This window comes from Phycicoccus sp. Soil802, assembly GCF_001429605.1.
Taxonomy (GTDB): Bacteria; Actinomycetota; Actinomycetes; order Actinomycetales; family Dermatophilaceae; genus Pedococcus.
In genome coordinates this window covers 80,644-104,961 of the sequence record NZ_LMSS01000002.1, presented here as the reverse complement: position 1 = coordinate 104,961, position 24,318 = coordinate 80,644, and the positions used below count along the sequence as shown (strand labels likewise).

The window sequence follows — 24,318 nt, the reverse complement described above, 5'->3', positions numbered from 1 at the left end:
TCGGCCGGCCACCGGGTCGCGGCTGTCACCCGTGCAGCGCACGATGGATCCATGCCCGAACGTCCCACCCACGCCTGCACGATCGTCCCGCCCTACCTGCTGGCCGCACTGACCGGGCACCGCGACGAGGTCGTCGCGGAGTGCGCTCGCCGTTCGCTCGACCGGGACCACACGCTGCGCGAGCACCGCTCCGCCGGGGTGCCGCGCACCTCCTCGACCACCGACCACCCGGTCGAGCACCAGGGCGGGCTCGCCGCCCCCCATGCCGACGACGGCACCGGCCCGCAGCGCACCATCGCCGACGCCAAGGGCACCCAGACCACCCCCGGCACCACGGTCCGCACCGAGGGGCAGCCGGCGACCGGTGACCCCGCGGCCGACGAGGCCTACACCGGGTTCGGGCAGACCTGGAGCCTGTTCGACCGGACCTACGGCCGTGACTCCCTCGACGGGCAGGGGCTCCCGCTGCTCGGCACGGTCCACTACGGCCGCGGCTACGACAACGCCTTCTGGGACGGCACCCAGATGGTGTTCGGCGACGGCGACGGCACGGTGTTCAACCGGTTCACGATCGCGGTCGACGTGATCGGGCACGAGCTCACCCACGGGGTCACCGAGCACACCGCCGCGCTCGTCTACCGGGGCCAGTCGGGGGCGCTCAACGAGAGCATCTCCGACGTGTTCGGCTCGCTGGTCAAGCAGCAGGCGCTCGGCCAGGACGCCGCCTCCGCCGACTGGCTGATCGGCGCCGGGCTGTTCACCGCGCAGGTCAAGGGGGTGGCGCTGCGATCGATGAAGGCTCCCGGCACCGCCTACGACGACCCCCAGCTCGGCCGCGACCCCCAGCCCGCGACGATGGCCGACTACGTCGAGACCACCGACGACAACGGCGGCGTGCACGTGAACTCGGGCATCCCCAACCACGCGTTCTACCTCGCGGCGACGGCGCTCGGCGGCCCCGCGTGGGAGGTCGCCGGCCAGGTCTGGTTCGACGTGCTCACCGGCGGTCGGTTGACCGCGACAGCCGACTTCGCCACGTTCGCGCGGCTCACCGTCGACGCAGCAGAGCGCCGGTATGCCGCGGGGTCGGCCCCGGCGAGCGCCATCCGGTCGGCCTGGGAGCAGGTCGGCGTGCTCACCGCCGAGGCCCCCACCGACGACGACGCACCGGCCCCGGTGCCGGCCCCGGTGCCGGCGCCGCAGCCCGCGCCCGGACCGCAGCCTGAGCCGGTGCCTGAGCCGGTGCCTGAGCCGGTGCCCTCGGCCACGCAGGTCCAGGTCCGGCGCACCGGCGGGTTGGCCGGTCAGCGCCGCGCCCGCACCGTGGCGCTGGCGGAGCTGCCCGACGACGACGCCGAGGGCTGGCGGACGCTGCTCAGCGAGCACCGCCTCGAGGCGCTGGCCGCCGCCGCACCGACCCGACCCGTCCCCGACGCCTTCACCTACCACGTGGCCTGCCCCCCGGACGGTGACGAGGTCACCCTGCCCGAGCACGGCATACCGGAGCCGGTGCGCGACCTGTTCCAACGCACCCTCGGCGGGTGACCGGGACCGGGACCGGACCCGGGCCGTTCGGCGTCACGAAACGTGAGAATCGGGCGCTCAGGGGGTGGGAGACGTATCCCCACCCGTGAAAGGGCAGGTATTTGGCGCAAATCCGCGTTCCCGGGCCTCCTGACGCGAGATCTGACACCGACGACAGGTAGACTCAGAGGTGAATTCGCGGCCAGCTGGTCTCCAGTCTGGTCGCGTGCCATGAGCGGGTCCAACGAGCCAGGGGGGCACCCCCTGTTCGTTGTGCCACCGGAGAAGGAGCACCGTGTCCGAGGCTGACCACACGCCAGACCAGAACGCCCCCGCAGCCAGCACCCCGGCAGACGCCGCAGCCAGCACCCCCGACCAGCCGGCCCCCCAGCCGCCCCCCACCGAGCACCTCACGGCCGCCGAGGCCGAGGCTGCTCGCGAGGTCGTCGAGGCCGAGATCGTCGGCGCGGCCCCCGGGTCCGACTACGACGCCAGCCAGATCACCGTCCTCGAGGGTCTCGAGGCGGTCCGCAAGCGCCCCGGCATGTACATCGGCTCGACCGGCGAGCGCGGCCTGCACCACCTCGTCTGGGAGATCGTCGACAACTCGGTCGACGAGGCCCTGGCCGGCTTCGCCGACACCATCGACGTGACCCTGCTCGCCGACGGTGGCGTGCGGGTGACCGACAACGGTCGCGGCATCCCCACCGACATCCACCCGGCCGAGGGCAAGTCCGCGGTCGAGCTGGTGCTGACCCAGCTGCACGCGGGCGGCAAGTTCGGTGGCGGTGGCTACAAGGTGTCCGGTGGCCTGCACGGCGTCGGCTCCTCGGTGGTCAACGCGCTGTCGACCCGCCTCGACGCCGAGGTCCACCAGAAGGGCCACGTCTTCCGGGTCACGTTCGACCACGGTGAGGCGGTGGCGCCCCTGGAGAAGATGGAGGCGTCGGACCGCACCGGGACCACGATCACCTACTGGGCCGACGGCGACATCTTCGAGACGACCACCTACGACTTCGAGACGATCCGGGCCCGGTTCCAGCAGATGGCCTTCCTCAACAAGGGCCTGACCATCAACCTCGTCGACGAGCGCCAGCCCGAGACCGCCGAGGACGACGCCGACACCGTCGACGCCTCGGAGCGCAAGCCGCGCAAGGTGTCCTACAAGTACGACAACGGCCTGGTCGACTACGTGACGCACCTCGTCTCGTCGAAGAAGTCAGAGCCGGTGCACGCCGACATCATCTCGATCGAGTCCGAGGACACCGAGCGCCAGCTGAGCCTCGAGCTCGCGATGCAGTGGACCAACGCCTACTCGGAGTCGGTGCACACCTACGCCAACACGATCAACACCCACGAGGGCGGCACCCACGAGGAGGGCTTCCGGGCGGCGATGACCAAGCTCATCAACGACTTCGCCCGTAAGCAGAACCTCCTCAAGGAGAAGGACGACAACCTCACCGGCGACGACATCCGCGAGGGCCTGACCGCCGTCGTGTCGGTCAAGCTCGGCGAGCCGCAGTTCGAGGGCCAGACCAAGACCAAGCTCGGCAACTCCGAGGTCAAGGGCTTCGTCCAGCGCGCCATGACCGACGAGTTCGGCCACTGGCTCGAGGCGCACCCGACCGAGGGTCGCGACATCGTCCGCAAGTCGGTGCAGGCGGCCGCGGCACGGATGGCGGCTCGCAAGGCGCGCGAGGCGACCCGGCGCAAGGGCCTGCTCGAGTCCGGCGGCCTGCCCGGCAAGCTGCGCGACTGCCAGAGCAAGGACCCGGCGATCTCCGAGGTCTTCATCGTCGAGGGTGACTCGGCCGGCGGCTCGGCCGTGCGTGGACGCAACCCGCACAACCAGGCGATCCTCCCGATCCGCGGCAAGATCCTCAACGTCGAGAAGGCCCGCATCGACAAGGTGCTGGCCAACAACGAGGTCCAGGCGCTCATCTCGGCGTTCGGCACCGGCATCGGCGAGGACTTCGACAAGACCCGCGCTCGCTACCACAAGATCGTGCTGATGGCCGATGCCGACGTCGACGGCCTGCACATCCGCACCCTGCTGCTGACCCTGCTGTTCCGGTTCATGCGGCCGCTGATCGAGGAGGGCTACGTCTACCTCGCGCAGCCCCCGCTCTACCGGCTCAAGTGGAGCAACCACCCCCACGAGTTCGCCTACTCCGACCGCGAGCGCGACGCCATGATCGTGGCCGGTCAGGGCCAGGGCTGGCGGCTGCCGAAGGACGCCGGCATCCAGCGCTACAAGGGTCTGGGCGAGATGGACTACCAGGAGCTGTGGGAGACCACGATGGACCCCGACCACCGGGTGCTCCTGCAGGTCACCCTCGACGACGCGGCGGCGGCCGACGAGATCTTCGCGATCCTGATGGGCGAGGACGTCGAGTCGCGCCGCGGCTTCATCCAGCGCAACGCCCGCGACGTGCGCTTCCTGGACATCTAGACCTCGTATGCCGCGTGGCGCGGTTTCACGTGGAACCCAACCGCCCGGCATACCCACTGCACTTGAATGGCACGGCTGGTGAATGGCATTGACGGACAAGGGAATTCATGACTGAGATACCGCCGATCGAGTACGACCGCACTGAGGCGGTCGACCTCAACACGGAGATGCAGCGCAGCTACATCGACTACGCGATGACGGTGATCGTGAGTCGGGCCCTTCCGGATGTGCGGGACGGCCTCAAGCCGGTGCACCGTCGCGTGGTCTATGCGATGTACGACGGTGGCTACCGCCCCGACCGCGGCTACAACAAGTGCAGCCGCGTCGTCGGTGAGGTGATGGGTCAGTACCACCCGCACGGTGACTCCTCGATCTACGACGCCCTCGTCCGGCTCGTCCAGGACTGGTCGCTGCGTTACCCGCTGGTCGACGGCCAGGGCAACTTCGGCAGCCCGGGCGACGACCCGGCCGCAGCCCCGCGGTACACCGAGTGCCGGATGGCGCCGCTGGCCATGGAGATGGTCCGCGACATCCACGAGGAGACCGTCGACTTCCGCGACAACTACGACGGCAAGACCCAGGAGCCGGTGGTCCTGCCGAGCCGGTTCCCGAACCTGCTCGTCAACGGGTCGTCCGGCATCGCGGTCGGCATGGCGACCAACATCCCGCCGCACAACCTGCGCGAGGTGGCCGACGCCGCCCAGTGGATGCTCGCCAACCCGGAGGCCTCCCGCGACGAGGCCCTCGACGCGGTGCTCGCCCGGATCAGCGGTCCCGACTTCCCCACTGGCGCGCTGATCCTGGGCCGCAAGGGCATCGAGGACGCCTACCGCACCGGCCGTGGCTCGGTCATCATGCGCGCGGTCGTCGAGGTCGAGGAGATCCAGGGCCGCCAGTGCCTCGTGGTCACCGAGCTCCCCTACCAGGTGAACCCCGACACGCTCGCGCAGAAGATCGCCGAGCTCACCAAGGAGGGTCGCCTCAACGGCATCGCCGACATCCGCGACGAGACCTCCGGCCGCACCGGCCAGCGCCTCGTCATCGTGCTCAAGCGCGACGCGGTGGCCAAGGTGGTGCTCAACAACCTCTACAAGCACACCCAGCTGCAGAACAACTTCGGCGCCAACATGCTCGCCCTGGTCGACGGGGTGCCGCGCACGCTGCCGATCGACGCGTTCATCCGGCACTGGGTCGAGCACCAGATCGAGGTCATCCAGCGCCGGACGAAGTTCCGGCTGCGCAAGGCCGAGAACGAGATCCACATCCTGCGTGGTCTGCTCAAGGCGCTCGACGCCCTCGACGAGGTGATCGCCCTGATCCGCCGGTCGCAGACCGTCGAGGCGGCCCGCGACGGGCTGATCGAGCTGCTCGAGATCGACGAGGTCCAGGCCCGCGCGATCCTCGAGATGCAGCTGCGTCGCCTGGCCGCCCTCGAGCGCCAGAAGATCATCGACGAGCACAACCGGCTCGAGGCGATGATCCTCGACTTCGAGGACATCCTTGCCAAGCCCGAACGGCAGCGGACCATCGTGTCGGACGAGCTGGCCGAGCTGGTCGACAAGTACGGCGACGACCGCCGCACCCGGATCGAGTTCTTCGACGGCGACATGTCGATGGAGGACCTGATCCCCGAGGAGGACGTGGTCGTCACCATCACCCGCGGCGGCTACGCCAAGCGCACCCGGGTCGACGCCTACCGCTCGCAGGGTCGCGGCGGCAAGGGCGTGCGCGGGGCTTCACTGCGCGGCGACGACATGGTCGACCACTTCTTCACCACGACGTCGCACCACTGGCTGCTGTTCTTCACCAACCTCGGCCGGGTCTACCGGGCCAAGGCCTACGAGCTGCCCGACTCCGGTCGGGACGCCAAGGGCCAGCACGTCGCCAACCTGCTGGCCTTCCAGCCGGACGAGAAGATCGCCCAGGTCCTCGACGTGCGCGACTACGCCCAGCAGCCCTACCTCGTGCTCGCCACGAAGAACGGCCTGGTCAAGAAGACGCGACTCGCCGACTACGACTCCCCCCGGTCCGGCGGCCTGATCGCCATCAACCTCAAGGAGGGCGACGAGCTGGTCGCGGCCGACCTGGCCTCGGCCACCGACGACCTGCTCCTGGTCTCGCGGCACGCCCAGTCGGTGCGGTTCCACGCCACCGACGCCCAGCTCCGGCCGATGGGTCGGGCCACCAGTGGGGTGACCGGCATGCGGTTCCGCGGCGACGACTCGCTGCTGTCGCTCAGCGTCATCCACGAGGGCGAGGACCCCGACGTGTTCGTGGTCTTCGAGAACGGCATGGCCAAGCGCTCGCCAGCCTCCGACTGGAACGCCAAGGGCCGTGGTGGCCTCGGGGTGGCGGTCGCCAAGATCACCGAGCGCAACGGTGACCTGGTCGGCGCCCTCACGGTCAGTGAGGACGACGAGGTCCTGGTCATCATGGGCAAGGGCAACATCGTGCGTATGCCGGTGAGCCCGGTGACGCGGCGCGGCCGCAACACCCAGGGCATGAAGTTCGCCAACCCGGGCAACGGGGACACGGTCGTCGCGCTCGCGCGAAACCCCGAGCGGGCGGTCGAGGAGGCGGACGAGGACGCAACTCTCGAGTCCGGCGCGGCCGCCGAAAGCGACTCCGCACGGGTTGATGCCGTACCGTCGTCTGGAAACGAGCAGGGTGTGGAAGCCTCCGCGGAGGCTTCGGACGCACCTGAGAGCGACGCCACTGGAGGTAGCGAGTGAGCACGGCAGGCCAGACCAGCAGGTCGGCCCTCCCCCAGGGAGGGTCCGCTCCGGTGAGCCCGACCCAGTCCCTGTCCCAGGGTGGTGCCCGCCCGGCCGGCGCCCGTCCCGCCGGTGCGCCCTCCGCTGCCCAGGCCGCCCGCGCCAGGCGGGTCAAGCTCACGGTCTCGCGGGTCGACCCGTGGTCGGCGATGAAGATGTCGTTCCTCATCTCGGTCGCCCTCGGCATCGCCGGCGTCGTCATGGTCGCCGTGCTGTGGATGATCCTGTCCGGCATGGGGGTCTTCAGCGAGGTCAACCGCCTGGTCGGGACGATCATCAGCGACTCGGAGAACCCGTTCGACATCATGGACTTCCTCGGCTTCGGCCGGGTGCTGTCCCTGTCGATCGTGATCGGGGTGATCGACGTCATCCTGCTGACCGCCCTGTCGACCCTCGGCGCCTTCCTCTACAACATCTGCTCGGCCCTCGTCGGCGGCCTCCAGCTCACCCTCACCGACGACTGACCGGGGTCCTAGCGGGCCCTCGAAGCCGGCCCCGCGGCATACCTCGAACCGCCCACCGGCCCCCTCGGGATGGTGGGCGGTAACCGTTTTGGAAGTGCGTGTGCGCGTGCTGTAACCTCGTGCCTCGCGCCACCTCCCGTGGCGCAGCGGAGATTGGGCTCACGGGCCTATAGCTCAGACGGTTAGAGCGCTTCCCTGATAAGGAAGAGGCCACAGGTTCAAGTCCTGTTAGGCCCACCAATCCCGATCCCCGCGGTTGCTCTGCGAGGGAAGGCGACGGCCCATGAAGAAGCTCCTGCTCCTCATCGTGACGGCCATCGGCGCCACGGCAATCCAGCGGAAGCTCAAGGCCCAGAAGGCCGAGAAGGACCTCTGGGCCGAGGCGACCGACTCCCCTCGCTAGCACTGGGGCGGCCCTGGCCGCCTGTCACCTACATGTGACACCCAGGGGCCATGGCGCAATTGGTAGCGCACCTGCTTTGCAAGCAGGGGGTTAGGGGTTCGAGTCCCCTTGGCTCCACCATCTCCTCCCCACTTCTGGCCAGGTATGCCGCACGGCTGGCCGGATTGCGCGGCCCCACCCGCACAGGTGGCCAGAAGTGCTCGTTGGTAGGGCTCCCTACGCAGGTTGGTGGATGTGCTGGCCGACCACGCGGGCGCACGCTGGCTGAGGTCCACCTCGCACGTGGCGCGGTGGCTGTCGTGAGCGAGGTGGGTCGTATGTTCCGAGCCCGGACGGTCCTCGGATCGATCGTCTCGACCGTCGCGGTGGTACTGCTCGCCGCACCGGCCGCCGTGGGCGCTCACACGGACCGGGTGATCGTGCTGCCCGGGGCATCGAGCACAGAGGGGATCGCCCGGGGCGCAGGCACGACGTTCTACGCCACCGACCTCTTCGCCGGCGACGTGTTCCGGGGCGACCTGGCCACTGGAGCCGTGGAGCGCTTCATCGACAACCCGCCCGGCCGGGTGGCGGTAGGCCTGAAGGCCGACGTGGCGCACGGCCTGCTCTTCGTCGCGGGAGGGCCCACCGGTCAGGCCAATGTCTACGACCTCGCCACCGGGGCCTCGGTCGCCACCTACCAGCTGGCCGCGCCCGACACATCCTTCATCAACGACGTGGCCGTCACTCGGAGCGGCGCCTGGTTCACCAACTCCAATGCGGCCGAGCTCTACTTCGTCCCGGCCAGCCACGCCGCGACGGGGCCGGTCCGCACCCTGGCTCTCAGCGGGCCTGCGGCGGACACGACAGGTCAGTTCAACAACAATGGCATCGCCGCGACCGCGGACGGCAGGAGCCTGCTCGTCGCGCACAGCGGTCAGGGCGCGGTCAACGTCGTCGACCCGACGACAGGAGCCAGCCGGACCATCGCAGGGGTGGGCACCCCCAACGTCGACGGAATCCTCCTCGAGGGACGGACCCTGTGGGCGGTGCAGAACTTCAGCAACCAGATCTCGACCTTCCGGCTGAGCGGCGACCTGTCGTCCGGGTCGCTGACCAAGGTCATCACCAGCGACGCCTTCCAGGTGCCGACGACGGTGGCCCGGTTCGGTGACCGGCTGGCCGTCGTGAACGCCAAGTTCGACACCGGCCTGCCCCCGACCGCGAGCGAGTACGAGGTCGTCGTCGTCGACCGCTGACGCTCCCACTCGTGGCCACCCATGGCGCAAGCCGGTCCAGTGATCCACCGCCGGTGAGGGACCGGTGGCCAGAAGTGGGAGACCGCCGGGACTTGTTGCCACTGGTGCCTCACGGATCGGCCGAAACAGGGGTCCGGTGAGTCACAGGTGGCCAGAAGTGGGAGAGGGTCAGGGGGCGAGGAGGACGAGGGGGACTCGGCAGTTGAGGCCGACGTTGTTGAGCCGGTCGACCAAGGGCTTGCCGTCGATCGTCGGCAGGTTCATCGGCTTCGGCTTGCCGGCGGCCAGCGACCGCGCGTAGGCATCCCGCGCGGTCACGAGCCGCTGCCAGTCCTCGACCCACTCGGCGGCAGGCTGGTCGGCCTGGAGCCGCTCCGCCCCCAGGGTCTGCATCGCGGTGATCAGCTCGACCACCGCGTCGTTCTGGGCGTTGATCGCCCCGACGCGACGCGGGATCGGTGCGGTCGGGGCGACCGCGGCCGCGGCGGCGGACTCGCGCATCTGGGCGCAGGCCGACGAGGCCATCCGCAGGATCGCGCCCTGCTCGACGACGTCGGGGTCATCCGCGTTGGCGAAGGTCCACAGCTTCGACAGCGCGACGGAGACCACCACCGCAGCCACCACCACGGCGATGCGCGCAGCCCAGACCCGCCACTGCTCCCCCTGGCGGGTTATCCGTCGACCTCGACGGTGGGGGCCCCCGGCGCGTTCTCCTGCACGGAGGCGATGCCGTTCTCGGCCGCGGCCTTCGACTCGTACGCCTCACCCACGGCGATCACCTGGCCGTTGCTGGCCTTCAGCCGGAAGCGGTACTTGCCCGCCTTGTCCTGGTAGAGCTCGAACTTCCCCGCCATCACTGCACCTCCGTCAGTGGACCAGACTGCGAACCTTCGCAGCCTAGGGCCGCCGGTATGCCGCGTACAGGCCCAGCGACCCAGCCCAGCCCAGCCCAGCTCAGCCCAGCTCAGCCCCGCTGACCCCGGCTCAGGCCGACTCCGCCATCGCCTTGAGCTTGGTCATCGCGTCCATCGTCTGCTTGGGCAGGTCGCGCCGGATCAGCGGGGTGAAGAGCTTGCCGATCCCCTTGGTGGCGATGTCGATGCTGTGCGTCAGCGTCGTGCCCACCCCGTCGGAGGCCGCGACGAAGTCGACGGTGACATCCATCAGCTTGTCGGTGAACTTCATGGCGAAGTGCCGGTCCGGCTCGTGCGCGATGATCTGGCCGTCCATGGTGCCGGTGCGGCGCCCGTCGTCGTAGTGGTACTTCAGCTCGGTACCGACGTCGTTCGCCCCGTCGGACAGCTTGTCGATGCCGGTGCAGCGCGACAGCCAGAGGGGAGTCTTGGTGAAGTCGTCGACGATCGCGAAGACCGCAGCGGGAGGTGCGCTGACGGACAGCGTGTGGGAGAAGCGCGGCACGGGGGCCTCCGAGAAGGTGGGTGGGTGGGCACACGCTACTGCGTGCCGGGTCCCCACAGGAGAGCCTGCCTCAGATGTCCGGGTATGCCGGTCGCTCGGCTTCCGCGCGCAGGCTCGGCGGGGTGGGCAGCGGGCGCCGCGGCTCGCGCACACCGGCCAGGCCGTCACCCGGGTCGTCGGGCAGGAACGCGCCCACCAGCCGGCGACCGCGCACGCGCCGGTGGCGGTACACGGCATACAGGTCGGCGTGGGTGCGGTCGCGCTCGGTGACCCGGCGCAGCGCCGGTCCACCCACCATGACCGCCTCGCCGGGGCTGGACGCCGTGACGAAGACCGGGCGCCCGGACGGGCGTCCGGCGCGGTCGTGGGCGATGAGCTCGTACCTGGCCATGCCCCCAGCGTGCGCCGAACCGCACTCACTCACAAGACCTTTCGAACAGCAGCAGTTCACCGGAGCTCGATCCGCGGGGCTCCCGCGACCGTGTGGCCGATGACCGTTGCGCCGGGCACCTCGCCCACGACCAGCAGCCCACCGCTGGTCTGGGCGTCGGCGAGCATGAGCAGCACCTCCTCGTCGACCGACCCACCCGCCACGTCGAGGTGCGGCCGGACCCAGTCGAGGTTGCGACGGGTGCCACCGCTGACGTACCCGTCGCGCAGCGACTCCCACGCACCGTCCAGCACCGGCACGGCCGCCGAGTCCAGCACCGCCCCGACCCCCGAGGCGCGCAGCAGCTTGAACAGATGGCCCAACAGCCCGAACCCGGTGACATCGGTCGCGGCCCGCACCCCGGCCGACACGGCCGCAGCGCTCGCCTCGTCGTTGAGTGACACCATCGACGCGACCGCGTGCTCGAACACCTCACCGGTGGCCTTGTGCCGGTTGTTGAGCACCCCCACCCCGATCGGCTTGGTCAGCGAGATCGGCAGCCCGGGCAGGGCAGAGTCGTTGCGCAGCAAGCGATCCGGGTCGGCGACACCGGTCACCGCCATGCCGTACTTCGGCTCGGGGTCATCGATCGAGTGACCCCCGGCCACCGGGCACCCGGCCAGACCAGCCACGTCGAGCCCACCGCGCAGCACCTCGCGCAACAGCTCGAGCGGGAGCACCGACCGCGGCCAGCCGACCAGGTTGATGGCGAGCACCGGGCGACCACCCATCGCGTAGACGTCGCTGAGCGCGTTGGTGGCGACGATCCGGCCGAAGTCGTAGGCGTCGTCGACGACCGGGGTGAAGAAGTCGGCGGTGCTGATCACCGCGGTGCCGTCGGCGACCCGCACCACGGCGCCGTCGTCCCCGTCGTCGAGCCCGACCAGCAGGTCATCGGCGACCTGGCCACCCAGCCCGCGCACGACCTCCTCCAGCTCCCCCGGCGGGATCTTGCAGGCACAGCCGCCCCCGGCGGCATACTGCGTCAGCCGCACGGACACACCCTGTTCGGTCACGGTCCCTACGCTAGCCTCGCTCGCGGAGGCGTACAGGCGCCTGGTGGCCCTCCCGGTCTTCAAAACCGGTGCAGCCGAGCACCTCGGCTGGGCGGGTTCGATTCCCGTCCGCCTCCGCCACAGACAGGAGGGCGTATGCCGCAGCCGCAGCCCGGTCGTGGGCTCGACGCGCGTCGCCTCGTGCCCCGGACCGACGCCGTGCTCGCCAAACCCGCTGTGGCGCAGGCGATCTCACGCTTGGGTCGCGATGTCGTGCGGGCTGCCGTGCAGCTGGCGCAGGAGCAGGTGCGGGCCGGCCGGATCGGCCCCGACGACGTGGTCGACGCGACGCTGGCCGCGCTGCCCCAGCGGGCGACCACCCTGACGCCGGTGCTCAACGCCACCGGCGTCGTGATCCACACCAACCTCGGCCGGGCACCCCTGTCGGCCGCGGCGGTCGAGGCGATGGCGGCGGCGGCCGGCACCGTCGACGTCGAGCTCGACCTCGGCACCGGCCAGCGCTCGGCCCGGGGCCGGGGCACGACGGCTGCGCTCCTCGAGGTGCTCCCCGAGGCCGAGGCCGCGCTGGTCGTCAACAACGGCGCCGCCGCGCTGGTGCTCGCGACGACCGCTCTGGCCACCGGCCGCGAGGTTGTCGTCAGCCGTGGCGAGATGGTCGAGATCGGTGACGGGTTCCGGCTGCCCGACCTGATCGCGAGCGCCGGTGCGCGGCTGCGTGAGGTCGGCACCACGAACCGCACCACCCTCGCCGACTACGAGTCGGCCATCGGCCCCGCCACCGGCTGTCTCCTCAAGGTGCACCCAAGCAACTTCCGCGTGGAGGGCTTCACCTCGGCGGTCCCCGTCGCTGAGCTGGTGGCGCTCGGACCGCCCGTCGTGCACGACATCGGCAGCGGCCTGCTCCGCCCGCACCCGCTGCTGCCCGACGAGCCCGATGCCGCACGCTCGCTCGCTGACGGGGCCGCAGTGGTGACCTGCAGCGGCGACAAGCTGCTCGGCGGTCCCCAGGCGGGGCTGGTGCTCGGCCGCTCCGACACCGTCACGTGCCTGCGTCGGCACCCGCTGGCCCGGGCGGTCCGGGCCGACAAGACCACTCTGGCCGCCCTCGAGGCCACGCTGCGCGGACCGCGCGCCCCGGTCTGGGACGCCCTCGAGGCCGACCCTGCGGTGCTCCGCGCCCGGTGTGAGGCGGTCGCCGCCAGCCTGCCCGACGGACTTGCCTCGGTCGTCCCCGCCGACGGCGTCGTGGGTGGTGGCGGCGCACCGGGTCAGGCGCTGCCCGGCTGGGCGGTCGCCCTCCCCGAGTCGTATGCCGCGTCGTTGCGGCTGCTCGCCCGGCCGGTCCTCGCCCGCGTCGAGCGGGGCCGCTGCCTGGTCGACCTGCGGTGTATCCCCGCGGCCGCGGATGCGGTGGTGGCACAGGCGATTCGCGACGCCGGGGAGTAGGTCACGATGGCTGTCGTCGCGACGGCGGGGCACGTCGACCACGGCAAGTCGACCTTGGTTCGCCTGCTCACGGGGCAGGAGCCCGACCGGTGGGCCGAGGAGCGGCGTCGTGGCCTGACCATCGACCTCGGCTACGCGTGGACCGACATCGACGGGCAGCGGGTGAGCCTGGTCGACGTGCCGGGTCACGAGCACTTCACCGGCAACATGCTGGCCGGGCTGGGTCCGGTGGACGCGGTGCTGTTCGTGGTGGCGGCGGATGACGGTTGGTCGGCGCAGTCCCGCGAGCACGCCCGGGCCGTCGCCGCGCTGGGCATCGAGCACCTGCTGCTCGTGGTGACCCGGTGCGACCTGGCCGACGGGGTCCCGGCCCGCGAGCAGTCCCTCGACCGGCTGGCAGCCCTCGGCGTCGAGGTCGCGGAGAGCGTGCTGGTTTCGGGGGCGACGGGAGCCGGTCTCCCCGAGCTGCGCGCTGCCCTGGGCCGGCTCGCGGCGGCCGCGGCGCCGAGGGCCCCGGATGATCCGGTGCGGCTCTGGGTGGACCGCTCGTTCAGCATCCGGGGCGCGGGTACGGTCGCGACCGGCACCCTGCCGCAGGGCCGGATCGCGGTGGGCGACGAGCTGCTGCTGGACGGCGAGGCGGTGGGGGTGCGAGGGCTCCAGACCTGCGGCGAGGACGTGCCCGTCGTGGTGGGTCCGGCTCGGGTGGCGGTCAACCTGCGGGGCGTCGAAGTGGGCCGCGTCGGCCGGGGCACCGCGCTCACGGACGTCCACTGGCCGGCCCACCCGTCGGTGCTCGACGTGGACCTGGTCCCCCTCGAGCCGGTGACCTTGGTGCCGGCAGCCGTCGCCACCCCTCGGCTGCCCCGCGAGCTCACCCTGCACGTCGGGACCGCGGCAGTGCCGGTGCGCACCCAGGCGCTGCCGGACGGCCGGGTCAGGCTGCGTCTGGCCCACCCGCTCCCGCTGGTCGTGGGCGACCGGGCCGTGCTGCGCGACCCCGGCCGGCACGAGGTGCTCGCGGGGGCGCGGGTGCGGGTCGTGGACCCACCCACCCGCCGCGGCGGGCGGCGGGACCGCAGCGAGCCCGCGGCATACCCAGGAGACGTGAAACCGGGGGACGAGACCCCGCCGGGCGTGCGGGCGCTGGTGGCCTGGCTCGGTGCGCACCCCCTCCAGGCGCCGTCGCGCGAGCAGCTCGACGGCTGGGCGGTCACGGCCGCCGACCTGGCTGCCGCGGCCGACCGGGGCGAGGTCACCCGGCTCGGCGGCGTCGTGCTGACCGGCGACGCGGTGGACCGGGCCGAGGCGGTCGTGCGCGAGCTCGACCAACCGTTCACCGTCGGCGCCGCCACCCGGGCGATGGGCACGTCACGACGCGTCGCGGTCCCGCTGCTGGAACGGCTCGACTCGACGCTGGTGACCCGGCGGCTGCCGGACGGCACCCGCGAGGTGCGGCGACGGTAATCCACCCAATCGGAACGATATTGGCGCTCCCGGGCGTCAACATCGTTCCAATGGGGTGAGAAACCTGCGGAGCGGTCAGGCCGTGATGGTGCCGCCCTCGAAGGTGCAGGTGAGCCGGCCGCCGCCGGCCTGGGTGGTGTCGGTGACCGGGTAGCCGTAGCTGCCGGTGGCCCCCCCTTGGGACTTCCACTCCGTCAGCACCGCGCCGTGGACCCGACGCGGCGGCGACCCCGCGCCGAGCGCCCAGAGCTCACCCCGCTGGAAGAACTGCGCCAGCCCGCGGGGTTCGGTGTGGCTCGGCCCGGTCGGGTAGCCCAGCACGCCGGACTCGCGCCCGGCGTCGACCCACGGGGCGTACATCGGGGCGGGGACGGCTTCGGTCGTGACCGGACCACCGCAGATCGCGCCGTTCTGGAACAGCTGGATCCAGCCGTCGGGCAGGGTCTGCTGCGGACCGGTGGGGTAGCCGAGCGGGCCGCGGTCGCGCGACAGCAGGCTCCACTTCCAGTAGCTCGACCCGGCGACCACCTGGGTGGTGGTGGACGGGGAGTCGACGATGGCGCCCTTCTGGAAGAGCTGGAGCGTCCCGTCCTGGGCGCCGACTGTGGGAGCGGTCGTCGGGTAGCCGAGGATCCCGCCCTCCCGTCCGTTGGCCTTCCAGATGGTCCAGCGGGTGCCCCAGACGACCTGCGTCGTGGTGCTCGCCGAGTCGGTGATGGCCCCGCGCTCGAAGGTCTGCAGCCAGCCCTTGTCGGCGGTGTACGCGATGTCGGCGGTGGCGTAGCCGAGCCGGGCGCCGCGTGGTCCGCCGTGGGTCGAGTAGATCTTGCGGATGAACTCGGTGACGGCGACCGCGCCGTACTTCGACGTGTAGTAGATGACCCCGCCCTGGAACAGCACGTACCGGCCGATGCCGTCGCCGACATAGCTGACCGGGCCCTTGGAGGCCTTGAGGTACGACGCCTGCTCACCCATCGCGTGGTACTTCTGGGTGATCGCCTCCCAGCGCGGCAGGCTCGGGGCGCTGTGCTCGCTGGTGCGGTTGTCGGACAGCGACGCCGTCGTGCAGTTCGCGAACTTGTACGGCGGCACGCAGCTGACGACCCGGCAATGCACCCCACCGGAGCACTTCACGTGGGTGTTGCACTGGCCGTAGCGGAAGGCGTTGCAGCAGACCCGGCGCTGGTCGCAGGTCGCCGACGACCCGGTGCCGCACGAGCAGCTCCAGCACCGGGAGTCGCACATGCCGTCGCTGCACCCGGTGGTGCACTTGGAGCAGCTCGCGTTGCAGTCGACGATGTAGCGGTAGCCGCCTCCGCACCAGGACGAGTCGGCGGCCTTCCACCAGCCCGCGGCGAAGCTGCCCGGCGGACAGGTGTTGACGCCCTTGTTCACCGTGGAGCAGAACACCGTCCAGCCGCTCGACGCCGTGTTGCCGGGTCCGCAGATGGTGGCGTATGCCGCGACCGGAGTGAGCGCGTACTCCTTGGGTTTGGTGGCCAGCGCCGTGGCGGCCACCGTGGCGCCGACCAGCACGTCGCGGCGCGACACCGGGCGCATCCGGCGGGTCAGCGCGGACACGAAGCCCGCCATGCCCCCCGGCCCGGCGTTGAGGTCGTCGAGGGTGCTCACGGTCGTCCTCCCTGGCGGGCCAGGGTGGCCCGGTCGGTGATCCTGATCGTCGAGACGAGGGCCGCGGCCCGGGGCACGGAGGCCATCCGGCGCGCGTGGCTGCCCACGACGGTGAACAGGCAGAACGCCCGGCCGCCGGAGCTGAAGAAGTGCTGCGAGGCGCTCAGCCCCGGGAGCGGTCGCTGCAACCGGTTCGGCCCGAACTGCGACGGCGCGAGCCCCGGCATCCCCTGCCGCTCGAACAGCCCCTGGTCGGCGACCTCGGTGCCGTAGTCGACGAGGGCCACGAAGACGTCGTCGGGCCCCAGCAGGTCGACGACGTTGCTGCCGAAGTCGCCGCGGTCGGCCGGCATCGGCCGGGTGCAGGCGTGCAGCACCGGACGGGTCACGTCACTCTCGTCGGCGCCGCTGCGGGCGCCCGGAGCGGTAAGGGTGCCCGGCTCGATCCCGGGCCTGCGGGTCACGGCCACCTGCCAGCCCGGGGGTGCGTCAGCCCGCATCCCGTAGTGGTCAGCCACAGCTCTCTCAACTCCCCTGGGTCAGCTCCACTGCGATCAACTTCCAACTGCGGCGGCGGCCAGCACGATCACAACCGCTCCTCCCAGAGCCACCTTAGCGAGGGCTCGTGCCGGATTTGCCCATCTTTCGACGCGGATGAAGACCCGGTGCAGGTCGCCCCTGTCGACCACCCGGGCCATCAGCAGCGACGGCAGCGCCCGGACCACCCCGAAGGTCGCGCCGATCGCCAGCCCCGCGCCGAGGTGGCCGGTGAGCGCGGCCAGCAGCACCGCGGCATACGTCGTCGTGCTGGTGATGATGGTGACCAGGCCGAACCCGAGCTGCGCCCCGAAGCCGACGCCGTAGACCCAGCCGCGGTAGCGGGTCAGCCAGCGCTCGTCGACCTGGCGGCGCCACGACGGCACCGAGCGCTGGTTGCGCAGGTCGAGGACCAGCCCGACCAGCAGCAGGGCGGCGACCGCGACGAGGGTCCAGCGCGACGTGCGCACCCCGTCGGGCAGGAGCCCGCCGAGCGTGGCGGCCAGCCCACCGACTGTGAGTCCCCCGACCAGTGAGCCGAGGAGGTAGGCGGTGGTGGTCAGCCACCACCGGGAGTGTCGGGCCCGCTCGCCGAGCGGGCTGATGCTCGAGAGCATCGACTCACCTCAAGGGGACCAGGTCGCCCGGACGGCCGCGACCGCGGCCATCGGGAGACCCAGGGCGAGGGCGAGCGCGGTCACCGACATGTCAGTGGTCGTGCTGGTGCGTGTGGTCGTGGGTCTGGTGGTCGTGCCCCTGCCCGTGGTCGTGGTCGTGGTCGTGGTGGCCCGGCGCCGCGAGGGAGTCCTCGTCCGGGGCGCGGTAGAGGCTGGGGTCGCCCGGGCGGACGCCCGAGGCCAGGAGCTCGGCGTCGATCCGCGACAGGTTGTCGCGCCCGCCGGCTCCCATCGCGTCTCCCACGAGCAGCCCGGGGCCGGAGCGGCCCGCGGCGGTGCGGGCCTCCTCGCTGTCGGCGACGCCCTGCGCCATCAGGCCACGCACCTGGGCCCAGGTGGTCGCCGAGCCCTCGCCGGTGACCACGCCGTCCTCGACGTAGACGAAGTAGGGCGAGCCGGGGATGTCGTAGTCCACCCAGGCCGCGGACGACTGCACCACGTCGCGGTCGCCGGCCAGCGCCCGCAGGCTCGAGATCGACTCCTCGGCGGAGCCCTTGGCGATGATGTGCAGCGACCCCTCGCCCGGCACGTCGACCGAGCCCTGGAACTCGTCCCAGAAGGTCTGGCACACCGAGCAGCCGCTGGTCAGGAAGGCCAGCAGCGTGCGGGTGCCGGGGGTCGTGACGGTGACCTGCTGCTCGCGGCGGTCGAGGTCGGTGCCGACGATGTCGTGGGCCGTGGTGGAGTCCTTGCGGGTGGCCTGCACCACGCCGGTCTCCAGCTCGACCGGCACGGGGCCGGGCTTGCCACCGGTGGTCGCCAGGCTCACCCCGGTGCCGGCCTCCTTCTCGAGCTCGAGACCCGCGCCCAGCTCGTGCAGCGCCTTGAGGATGAGGGCGTGGCTGCGGAGCAGTCCGAGGACGAGCACGCCGAGGAGCACGATGGCGACGCCCTCGGCGATCACGACGGCAAGCATTCTGTGGGTCAGCCCTTCGGGGTCGGAGCGGTCGTGGTGCGGATGGCCGCGGGCGAGGTCGTCGGCAGGACGGCCAGCACCTGCCAGGCGAGGAACCCGATGACGACCGCGAAGCCGGCCGTGGTGACCGTGGTCCCGTCGACGCCGGCCCACGCCGCGGCGGGCGGGTCGACGGCCACCAGCAGCGCGGTGAGCGCAGCCAGCGCGGTGAGCACGAGGTGGGTGCGGGTGGCGGGGGTGTCAGGCTTGCCGAAGCAGCCGCACGACCCGAGGACGCCGCCGCGCGCCAGCACCCGGGCCACGAAGGCAGTGAAGACGAGGTATGCCGCGGCGACCAGCCCCGCGGCATACCGACTCGGTGCGACCAGCGCCCAGGCACCCAGGGCGACCTCGATGACGGCGAACGCGCGCACGAGCTGGCGGTGGACCGGCACCCCTGCGCCGCGCAGCGCGCGGACCAGGGGCAGCGGGTCGACGACCTTGGGGCCCCCGGCCACGACGAGCAGCCCCGCCGCGGCGAGGAACGGTCCGGCTGCCAGGTCCCACATGTGGTCCAACCGTAGTCGAGCCAGCAAGCTTTGCTAGCAAACAAAACTCGGAGGTGGACAGGTTGCAACCTGTCCACCTCCGAGGAATCCGTGCTAGCAAAGGTTGCTGGCAACCAGTGGTGCGCGGGTCAGTCGACCTTGTCGGCCACGTCGTCGGCGGCGTCAGCGGTCTCGTCGGCGACGTGCTTGCCCTTGGCGGTGACCTTGTCCTTGGCGTCGGACGCAGCCTCGGTGGCCTTGTCCTTCGCCTCGGAGGCCTTGTCCTTCACCGTCTCGGCGGCGCTGCTGGCCTTGTCCTTGGCGGCGTCGGCGAGGTTCGCGACCTTGCTGGTGCTGGAGTCACGACCGGTCGTCGGCGCGGTGTAGGGGTCGTCGAGCGGCGTGGCCCACGGGTCCTCGCGGGGCGCGGACTTGCGGAACGCCGCGACACCGGCGGCCACGGCCGCGGCCAGACCGAGGATCAGCAGGAACCGGCCCTTGCGCCGACGCGGCTTGGCCACCGCGTCGCCCTTGAGCACCGAGTAGGCGTCGGAGGAGCGGTCGGCGGTGTCGGCCGCAGCGGTCTTCGCAGCAGCCGAGGCCGCGGCGACGGCCGCGATGGCCTCGGCGACCTTGGGCAGCAGGGTGTCGACGATGGTGTCGCGCGCGGTGTCGACCTTCGGGGCCAGGCCCTCGACGGCGCCCTGCAGCTTGGGGGCGGCGACCTCGATGCCGTGGTCGACCCGGGGCTTGGCCCAGTCGCGGGCGGCTTCGATGCCGTGCTCGACGTGCGGCTTGCCCCAGTCCTTGGCTTGGACGGCACGCTCCTTGGCGACCTCGGCGGCCGGGGCCACCCGGTCCTTGAGTGACGATGCGTAGTCGGCGGCGCTCTGGGCGGAGCTGCTGACTGCCTCGGTGGCCTGCTCAGTCTTGGTCTTGGTGCGGAACACCGTGCCTCCTGTGACTTGGCGGATCTGGACTCCGTGATGCCGGTGAACCGGTGCCCCGTGGGGCCCCGGCCCCACGCCGGACGGACGACTTCTCCCTACCCATCCTGCCTTGTTTCCGCTGGTGGGCAAGCCCGTGGGGGTACTGGGAGCCATCCCGAGGGGGTCCGCATGGAAGGATGCGTGACATGGACGTCACCCTCAAGACCAACCACGGCGACATCAACGTCACGCTGTTCCCCGACCACGCCCCGAAGACCGTCAAGAACTTCGTGGGACTGGCCAAGGGCGAGCAGGAGTACCGCGACGACGCCGGCCGCTCGAACCCCACGCCGTTCTTCGACGGGCTGGTGTTCCACCGCATCATCCCGGGCTTCATGATCCAGGGCGGGTGCCCGCTGGGGCAGGGCTTCGGCGGCCCCGGCTACACCTTCGACGACGAGATCAGCCCCGACAAGGACTTCACCAAGCCCTACATGCTCGCCATGGCCAACGCCGGCAAGCGGATGGGCAAGGGCACCAACGGCTCGCAGTTCTTCATCACCGTCGGCAACACCGCCTGGCTCCAGGGCAAGCACACCATCTTCGGTGAGGTGGCCGACGGCCCCAGCCGCGAGGTCGTCGACAAGATCGCCGCCGTCCCCACGGGTGCGAACGACAAGCCGCTCGAGGACGTTGTCATCGAGTCGGTCGTCGTCAACGACTGACCGCGACCGACACCTGGTTCGAGGTGCCCGGCCCGCACGGGCCGGGCACCTCGCGCCGATGGCCCGCGATGACCCCGAGACCCCGGAGCGCGACGCATGAGTGAGCCCACCGCAGACCCGCAGCAGCAGGCGCCTCCGGTGTGCCCGCGGCACCCCGACCGGGTCGCCTACGTGCGCTGCCAGCGGTGCGGCCGTCCGGTCTGCCCGGACTGCCAGCGCCCGGCCGCCGTCGGGGTCCAGTGCGTCGACTGCGTGAAGGCCCAGGCCAGGACGATGCGCACCACCCGCACGGTGTTCGGCGGCAACGTCACCGACACCCCGCGGGTCTCCTACGCCATCATCGCGATCTGTGTCGTCGTCTTCGTGCTCCAGACCGCGCGCCCCGGCCTGAGCCGCGACATCTCGTTCGTGCCCTACCTCGGTGCCCACGAACCGTGGCGGTTCCTCACCTCGGCGTTCGCCCACGCCACGATCACCCACATCCTGTTCAACATGCTCGCCCTGTGGATGGTGGGCGCGCAGTACCTCGAGCGACTGCTCGGTGGTGCCCGGTATGCGGCGGTCTACCTCGTCAGCGCGATCGGCGGCTCGGCCTGCTACCTCCTGCTGTCACCGGCCGTGCCCTTCCAGCCGGGCAACCCCAGCTCGTGGTACATCGGAGCCGTCGGTGCCTCCGGCGCCGTCTTCGGCCTCTTCGGTGCCCTGCTCGTGCTCAACCGGCACCTCGGCCGGTCCTCGGCCGGCATGTACGCGACGATCGGCCTCAACGCCGTCATCGGGTTCGTCGTGCCGGGCATCGCCTGGCAGGCCCACCTCGGCGGGCTGGTGACGGGTGCCGCCGTGGCCGGCGTCATCGCCGCGACCACCGCGAAGGAGCGCCGCCGCTGGCAGTGGCCGGGCGTCGTGCTCGTGCTGCTCGTGGTCATCGCCGTCGCGGTCGCGAAGTATGCCGTGGCGCCCGCCGACATCCTCGCCTGAGGCTGCGGCTCCCACCCCAACCCACCCCATCCCGGGTGGATTACACGGCTGTCATTTGTCCCCAGCTGTGGAGAACCCTGTGGACAACCGGGTGTGGACAACCCCTGTGGACAGCTCCGGAGGGTCGGTCAGCGCCAGCGGGTGGTCATCGCGAAGCCGGAGAGCATCAGGCCGAAACCGACCCCGAGGTTCCACCGGCCGAAGGCCTCGATCGGGAACCGCTGGCTCGTGATGTAGAAGACCACGATCCACAGGAGGCCGACGACCATGAGCGTCAGCATCACCGGCACGAACCAGGGCGGGTTCCCGACCTTGGCCTTCGCGGGCTTGCTCGGCGGGGTGTACGCGCGCTTGGCGCGACCCTTGGACTCAGGCACGGAAACACTCCTCGTAGCTCGGACAGCGCCATCACCGTCGCGACGTGTGGCATAGCGTAGTGCCATGGCGGACCAGCGGCTGACGTGGCTGACACGCCGCCCTACCGCTTGGTCGGCCGTCGTGCCCCTGGTCGCGCTGGGTGCGGGCGTGCTCTTCGCGCTGAGCGCGGCCACCGCCCGCGGCACCGATCTGCGCTCCTCCGGTGGGGACCTCCCCGGCCTGATCCGCGAGCAGACCCGCCAGAACTCCGCGCTGGCGTCCCGGGTCGCCTCGCTGCGTGCCGAGGTCGACCGGCTGTCCGCCCAGCAGGCGCCCGGCGACCTGCGCGTGACCCAGCTGACCAGGGAGGGCGACCAGCTCGCGCTCGCCGCCGGCACCCAGGCGGTGTCGGGCCCGACGGTGCAGGTCACCCTCACGGATGCCCGCAACGTCCCCTCCGTGCTCCCCGACGGCATCTCGGTCGACGACTACGTCGTGCATCAGCAGGACGTCCAGGCCGTCGTCAACGCCCTCTGGGAGGGCGGTGCCGAGGCGATGATGCTGATGGACCAACGGGTGATCTCCACCAGCGCGGTCCGGTGCGTCGGCAACACCCTCATCCTCCAGGGCCGGGTCTACTCCCCTCCCTACGTGATTACTGCCATCGGCAACCAGACCGACCTGCGCGCGTCACTCGATCGCAGCCCGGCGGTCGCCATCTACAAGCAGTGGGTCGGCGCGGTCGGGGTCGGCTACGACGTGCAGTCCCGTCGTGAGCAGACCTTCCCCGCCTATGCGGGCTCCATCAACCTCGAGAGAGCAAGGACCACCCGGTGAAGCTGGCCCGCTGGACCCTCGGCATCGTCGGCGACCTGTTGGTCACGGCCGGACTCGTCCTGCTCCTGTTCGTCGGGTGGCAGCTCTGGTTCACCGACGTCACCGCCAACCGCACCCAGGACGCCACCGTCTCGCGGCTGACCCGTGACTTCGCGAAGCCGCCGGCCAGCGCCCCGGGCACCGAGACGCCCAAGGCAGTGCCGTTCGGGTCGGCGTTCGCGATCGTGCGGATCCCCCGCTTCGGCGCCGACTACGCCCGCCCGGTGCTCGAGGGCACCAGCCGCGACATCCTCCAGGACGGCATCGGCCACTACGACGGCACCGTCCTGCCGGGCGCGGTCGGCAACTTCGCCGTCGCCGGGCACCGCACCACCTACGGCCGCCCGTTCCACGACATCGACACCCTGCGCACCGGTGACCTGATCGTGGTCGAGACCAAGACGGCATACAGCGTGTATGCCGTGAAGCGGCACGAGATCGTGGCGCCCACCGACGTCCAGGTGGTCGCGCCGGTGCCCGACAAGCCGGGCGTGAAGCCGACGGAGCGCTGGATGACGATGACCGCGTGCCACCCGAAGTACAGCGCGGCGCAGCGCTACGTGGTGTTCGCGCAGCTCGTGAAGACGTACCCGCACGCCGACGGCCTCCCCGCCGGCACCCTGACCGTTCCCCTGAGCTCCTCCAAGAAGGCGGCCTGACCGATGATCTACTCCGCGATCTGGCGGGCGCTGCCCGGTCCCCTCCTCGTCCGGGTGCTGCTCGCCGTCGTGCTGGTGCTGGCCGTGGTCGCGGTCCTCTTCGTGTGGGTGTTCCCCCGGATCGCGCCGCTGATGCCGTTCAACGACAACACCGTCGACCCGAGCGCCGGGGTCGTCGCGCACGTCAGGGAGGTCTGATGACCCGCATCCTCGTCGTCGACAACTACGACAGCTTCGTCTTCACGATCGTCGGCTACCTCCAGCAGCTGGGCGCCGAGTGCGAGGTCGTGCGCAACGACGCGCTCGGTCCGGCCGATGGAGCCGACTTCGACGGGGTGCTCATCTCCCCCGGGCCCGGGACCCCCGAGGAGGCCGGCGTCTCGATGGCGATGATCGAGGCCTGTGCCGAGCGGTCCCAGCCGATGCTCGGCGTCTGCCTCGGCCACCAGGCCCTCGGGGTCGTCGTCGGCGCCACGGTCGGGCGGGCGCCCGAGCTCCTGCACGGCAAGACCTCCCGGGTCCTCCACGACGACACCGGCGTGCTGGCCGGCCTCCCGTCGCCGTTCACCGCGACCCGCTACCACTCGCTGACGATCGACCCGGCGACCGTCCCCGACGCGCTGGTCGCCAACGGGCACACCGAGTCGGGCATCATCATGGCCGCCCGGCACCGCGACCTGCCGTTGCACGGCGTGCAGTTCCACCCGGAGAGCGTGCTGACCGAGGGTGGCCACCGGATCCTCGCCAACTGGCTGGTCGGCTGCGGGCTCCAGGACGCGGTCGCCCGCTCGGCCGGCCTGAGCCCGCTGGTCCACGACGCCGAGGGCGTGGCGCGGGCGGTCGCGGCCGGCTAGACCCGTTTTGCGGTCGGG

The 24,318-nt window shown here is 71.3% G+C and carries 26 protein-coding genes and 3 tRNA genes; 17 read left to right on the top strand and 12 right to left on the bottom strand.

Annotated elements, in window-relative coordinates; translation table 11 throughout:
* Positions 1 to 51 precede the first annotated feature (51 nt).
* The 8 genes from ASG91_RS04015 to ASG91_RS03985 all read left to right on the top strand — a co-directional run bounded on the left by ASG91_RS04015 (position 52) and on the right by ASG91_RS03985 (position 8,855).
* Positions 52 to 1,545: a protealysin inhibitor emfourin gene (locus tag ASG91_RS04015; RefSeq protein WP_056921353.1), complete on the top strand. Its 1,494-nt coding sequence runs from the start codon at positions 52 to 54 to the stop codon at positions 1,543 to 1,545.
* 436 nt (positions 1,546 to 1,981) lie between these two features.
* Entirely contained in the window at positions 1,982 to 3,976 is a 1,995-nt protein-coding gene (gene gyrB, locus ASG91_RS04010; RefSeq protein ID WP_056921766.1) for a DNA topoisomerase (ATP-hydrolyzing) subunit B, read from the top strand.
* 107 nt (positions 3,977 to 4,083) lie between these two features.
* On the top strand, positions 4,084 to 6,708 hold the full coding sequence (gene gyrA / locus ASG91_RS04005) for a DNA gyrase subunit A (RefSeq protein WP_056921352.1): 2,625 nt from the start codon (positions 4,084 to 4,086) through the stop codon (positions 6,706 to 6,708).
* A gap of 53 nt (positions 6,709 to 6,761) precedes the next feature.
* Complete coding sequence (locus tag ASG91_RS04000) at positions 6,762 to 7,214, top strand: DUF3566 domain-containing protein (RefSeq protein WP_056921765.1); 453 nt, start codon at positions 6,762 to 6,764, stop codon at positions 7,212 to 7,214.
* Between the two features lie 163 nt (positions 7,215 to 7,377).
* Positions 7,378 to 7,454, top strand: a tRNA-Ile gene (locus tag ASG91_RS03995).
* A gap of 43 nt (positions 7,455 to 7,497) precedes the next feature.
* Positions 7,498 to 7,617 (top strand): DLW-39 family protein, encoded by a 120-nt coding sequence (locus tag ASG91_RS21130; RefSeq protein ID WP_235543224.1) that lies wholly within the window; start codon positions 7,498 to 7,500, stop codon positions 7,615 to 7,617.
* Positions 7,618 to 7,661: 44 nt separating this feature from the next.
* Positions 7,662 to 7,737 (top strand) — tRNA-Ala (locus ASG91_RS03990).
* 197 nt (positions 7,738 to 7,934) lie between these two features.
* Complete coding sequence (locus ASG91_RS03985) at positions 7,935 to 8,855, top strand: SMP-30/gluconolactonase/LRE family protein (RefSeq protein WP_056921351.1); 921 nt, start codon at positions 7,935 to 7,937, stop codon at positions 8,853 to 8,855.
* Between the two features lie 168 nt (positions 8,856 to 9,023).
* Here ASG91_RS03985 and ASG91_RS03980 read toward each other — a convergent pair whose 3' ends face one another.
* The 5 genes from ASG91_RS03980 to selD form a co-directional block, all read right to left on the bottom strand.
* A complete protein-coding gene (locus tag ASG91_RS03980; protein ID WP_157606010.1) occupies positions 9,024 to 9,476 on the bottom strand; it encodes a hypothetical protein in 453 nt (150 codons plus the stop codon).
* A gap of 50 nt (positions 9,477 to 9,526) precedes the next feature.
* Positions 9,527 to 9,709, bottom strand: a complete 183-nt coding sequence (locus ASG91_RS03975; RefSeq protein WP_056921349.1) for a YegP family protein — start codon at positions 9,707 to 9,709, stop codon at positions 9,527 to 9,529.
* Between the two features lie 130 nt (positions 9,710 to 9,839).
* Positions 9,840 to 10,274, bottom strand: coding sequence for an SRPBCC family protein (locus ASG91_RS20860; RefSeq protein WP_056921348.1), 435 nt, complete (start codon positions 10,272 to 10,274; stop codon positions 9,840 to 9,842).
* A 70-nt stretch (positions 10,275 to 10,344) separates the two neighbouring features.
* Positions 10,345 to 10,665 (bottom strand): hypothetical protein, encoded by a 321-nt coding sequence (locus ASG91_RS20855; RefSeq protein ID WP_056921347.1) that lies wholly within the window; start codon positions 10,663 to 10,665, stop codon positions 10,345 to 10,347.
* Positions 10,666 to 10,721: 56 nt separating this feature from the next.
* The gene (selD, locus tag ASG91_RS03960) at positions 10,722 to 11,720 is read right to left on the bottom strand and encodes a selenide, water dikinase SelD (protein WP_056921346.1); all 999 of its coding nucleotides are present in this window, start codon (positions 11,718 to 11,720) and stop codon (positions 10,722 to 10,724) included.
* 24 nt (positions 11,721 to 11,744) lie between these two features.
* Here selD and ASG91_RS03955 point away from each other — a divergent pair.
* The 3 genes from ASG91_RS03955 (at position 11,745) to ASG91_RS03945 (ending at position 14,633) form a co-directional block, all read left to right on the top strand.
* Positions 11,745 to 11,840: transfer RNA gene (locus tag ASG91_RS03955), tRNA-Sec, on the top strand.
* Positions 11,841 to 11,855: 15 nt separating this feature from the next.
* A complete protein-coding gene (gene selA, locus ASG91_RS03950) occupies positions 11,856 to 13,166 on the top strand; it encodes an L-seryl-tRNA(Sec) selenium transferase (RefSeq protein WP_056921345.1) in 1,311 nt (436 codons plus the stop codon).
* Between the two features lie 6 nt (positions 13,167 to 13,172).
* Entirely contained in the window at positions 13,173 to 14,633 is a 1,461-nt protein-coding gene (locus ASG91_RS03945) for a selenocysteine-specific translation elongation factor (RefSeq protein ID WP_056921344.1), read from the top strand.
* Positions 14,634 to 14,708: 75 nt separating this feature from the next.
* On the opposite strand, the gene ASG91_RS03940 is transcribed toward ASG91_RS03945, so the two are convergent.
* From ASG91_RS03940 to ASG91_RS03915, 6 genes are all read right to left on the bottom strand, one after another.
* Positions 14,709 to 16,265 (bottom strand): LGFP repeat-containing protein, encoded by a 1,557-nt coding sequence (locus ASG91_RS03940; protein ID WP_056921343.1) that lies wholly within the window; start codon positions 16,263 to 16,265, stop codon positions 14,709 to 14,711.
* A complete protein-coding gene (locus ASG91_RS03935) occupies positions 16,262 to 16,783 on the bottom strand; it encodes a hypothetical protein (RefSeq protein ID WP_056921342.1) in 522 nt (173 codons plus the stop codon). The genes ASG91_RS03940 and ASG91_RS03935 overlap by 4 nt, the downstream gene beginning before the upstream one ends.
* A gap of 36 nt (positions 16,784 to 16,819) precedes the next feature.
* A complete protein-coding gene (locus ASG91_RS03930; protein WP_056921341.1) occupies positions 16,820 to 17,419 on the bottom strand; it encodes a hypothetical protein in 600 nt (199 codons plus the stop codon).
* Positions 17,420 to 17,510: 91 nt separating this feature from the next.
* Complete coding sequence (locus tag ASG91_RS03925) at positions 17,511 to 18,383, bottom strand: hypothetical protein (protein WP_157606007.1); 873 nt, start codon at positions 18,381 to 18,383, stop codon at positions 17,511 to 17,513.
* A gap of 20 nt (positions 18,384 to 18,403) precedes the next feature.
* The gene (locus tag ASG91_RS03920; protein WP_056921339.1) at positions 18,404 to 18,943 is read right to left on the bottom strand and encodes a MauE/DoxX family redox-associated membrane protein; all 540 of its coding nucleotides are present in this window, start codon (positions 18,941 to 18,943) and stop codon (positions 18,404 to 18,406) included.
* Between the two features lie 128 nt (positions 18,944 to 19,071).
* A complete protein-coding gene (locus ASG91_RS03915) occupies positions 19,072 to 19,872 on the bottom strand; it encodes a hypothetical protein (protein WP_056921338.1) in 801 nt (266 codons plus the stop codon).
* Between the two features lie 185 nt (positions 19,873 to 20,057).
* On the opposite strand from ASG91_RS03915, the gene ASG91_RS03910 reads away from it, so the two are divergent.
* Complete coding sequence (locus ASG91_RS03910; protein ID WP_056921337.1) at positions 20,058 to 20,576, top strand: peptidylprolyl isomerase; 519 nt, start codon at positions 20,058 to 20,060, stop codon at positions 20,574 to 20,576.
* Between the two features lie 96 nt (positions 20,577 to 20,672).
* A complete protein-coding gene (locus tag ASG91_RS03905; RefSeq protein ID WP_056921336.1) occupies positions 20,673 to 21,554 on the top strand; it encodes a rhomboid family intramembrane serine protease in 882 nt (293 codons plus the stop codon).
* Positions 21,555 to 21,682: 128 nt separating this feature from the next.
* Here ASG91_RS03905 and ASG91_RS03900 read toward each other — a convergent pair whose 3' ends face one another.
* A complete protein-coding gene (locus ASG91_RS03900; protein ID WP_056921335.1) occupies positions 21,683 to 21,931 on the bottom strand; it encodes a cell division protein CrgA in 249 nt (82 codons plus the stop codon).
* A gap of 64 nt (positions 21,932 to 21,995) precedes the next feature.
* Here ASG91_RS03900 and ASG91_RS03895 point away from each other — a divergent pair, with 64 nt between their 5' ends.
* From ASG91_RS03895 to ASG91_RS03880, 4 genes are read left to right on the top strand one after another with little or no spacing between them, the layout of a single operon-like run.
* Positions 21,996 to 22,748 carry a DUF881 domain-containing protein gene (locus tag ASG91_RS03895; protein ID WP_056921334.1) on the top strand — a complete coding sequence of 251 codons (753 nt, stop codon included), beginning with the start codon at positions 21,996 to 21,998 and terminating at the stop codon, positions 22,746 to 22,748.
* Positions 22,745 to 23,446 (top strand): class E sortase, encoded by a 702-nt coding sequence (locus tag ASG91_RS03890; RefSeq protein ID WP_056921333.1) that lies wholly within the window; start codon positions 22,745 to 22,747, stop codon positions 23,444 to 23,446. Before ASG91_RS03895 ends, ASG91_RS03890 begins: the two co-directional genes overlap by 4 nt.
* Before the next feature lie 3 nt (positions 23,447 to 23,449).
* Positions 23,450 to 23,644 (top strand): hypothetical protein, encoded by a 195-nt coding sequence (locus ASG91_RS03885; protein WP_371262027.1) that lies wholly within the window; start codon positions 23,450 to 23,452, stop codon positions 23,642 to 23,644.
* Entirely contained in the window at positions 23,644 to 24,300 is a 657-nt protein-coding gene (locus tag ASG91_RS03880; RefSeq protein WP_056921332.1) for an aminodeoxychorismate/anthranilate synthase component II, read from the top strand. The genes ASG91_RS03885 and ASG91_RS03880 overlap by 1 nt, the downstream gene beginning before the upstream one ends.
* Positions 24,301 to 24,318 lie beyond the last annotated feature (18 nt).

What these genes read in the sequence shown, in the direction of transcription:
- ASG91_RS04015 (WP_056921353.1), top strand. Translation starts at nt 52, where the DNA reads ATGCCCGAACGTCCCACCCACGCCTGCACGATCGTCCCGCCCTACCTG.
- gyrA (WP_056921352.1), top strand. Translation starts at nt 4,084, where the DNA reads ATGACTGAGATACCGCCGATCGAGTACGACCGCACTGAGGCGGTCGAC.
- ASG91_RS21130 (WP_235543224.1), top strand. Translation starts at nt 7,498, where the DNA reads ATGAAGAAGCTCCTGCTCCTCATCGTGACGGCCATCGGCGCCACGGCA.
- ASG91_RS03985 (WP_056921351.1), top strand. Translation starts at nt 7,935, where the DNA reads ATGTTCCGAGCCCGGACGGTCCTCGGATCGATCGTCTCGACCGTCGCG.
- ASG91_RS03975 (WP_056921349.1), bottom strand. Translation starts at nt 9,709, where the DNA reads ATGGCGGGGAAGTTCGAGCTCTACCAGGACAAGGCGGGCAAGTACCGC.
- ASG91_RS20855 (WP_056921347.1), bottom strand. Translation starts at nt 10,665, where the DNA reads ATGGCCAGGTACGAGCTCATCGCCCACGACCGCGCCGGACGCCCGTCC.
- selA (WP_056921345.1), top strand. Translation starts at nt 11,856, where the DNA reads ATGCCGCAGCCGCAGCCCGGTCGTGGGCTCGACGCGCGTCGCCTCGTG.
- ASG91_RS03945 (WP_056921344.1), top strand. Translation starts at nt 13,173, where the DNA reads ATGGCTGTCGTCGCGACGGCGGGGCACGTCGACCACGGCAAGTCGACC.
- ASG91_RS03930 (WP_056921341.1), bottom strand. Translation starts at nt 17,419, where the DNA reads ATGCTCTCGAGCATCAGCCCGCTCGGCGAGCGGGCCCGACACTCCCGG.
- ASG91_RS03920 (WP_056921339.1), bottom strand. Translation starts at nt 18,943, where the DNA reads ATGTGGGACCTGGCAGCCGGACCGTTCCTCGCCGCGGCGGGGCTGCTC.
- ASG91_RS03910 (WP_056921337.1), top strand. Translation starts at nt 20,058, where the DNA reads ATGGACGTCACCCTCAAGACCAACCACGGCGACATCAACGTCACGCTG.
- ASG91_RS03905 (WP_056921336.1), top strand. Translation starts at nt 20,673, where the DNA reads ATGAGTGAGCCCACCGCAGACCCGCAGCAGCAGGCGCCTCCGGTGTGC.
- ASG91_RS03895 (WP_056921334.1), top strand. Translation starts at nt 21,996, where the DNA reads ATGGCGGACCAGCGGCTGACGTGGCTGACACGCCGCCCTACCGCTTGG.
- ASG91_RS03885 (WP_371262027.1), top strand. Translation starts at nt 23,450, where the DNA reads ATGATCTACTCCGCGATCTGGCGGGCGCTGCCCGGTCCCCTCCTCGTC.
- ASG91_RS03880 (WP_056921332.1), top strand. Translation starts at nt 23,644, where the DNA reads ATGACCCGCATCCTCGTCGTCGACAACTACGACAGCTTCGTCTTCACG.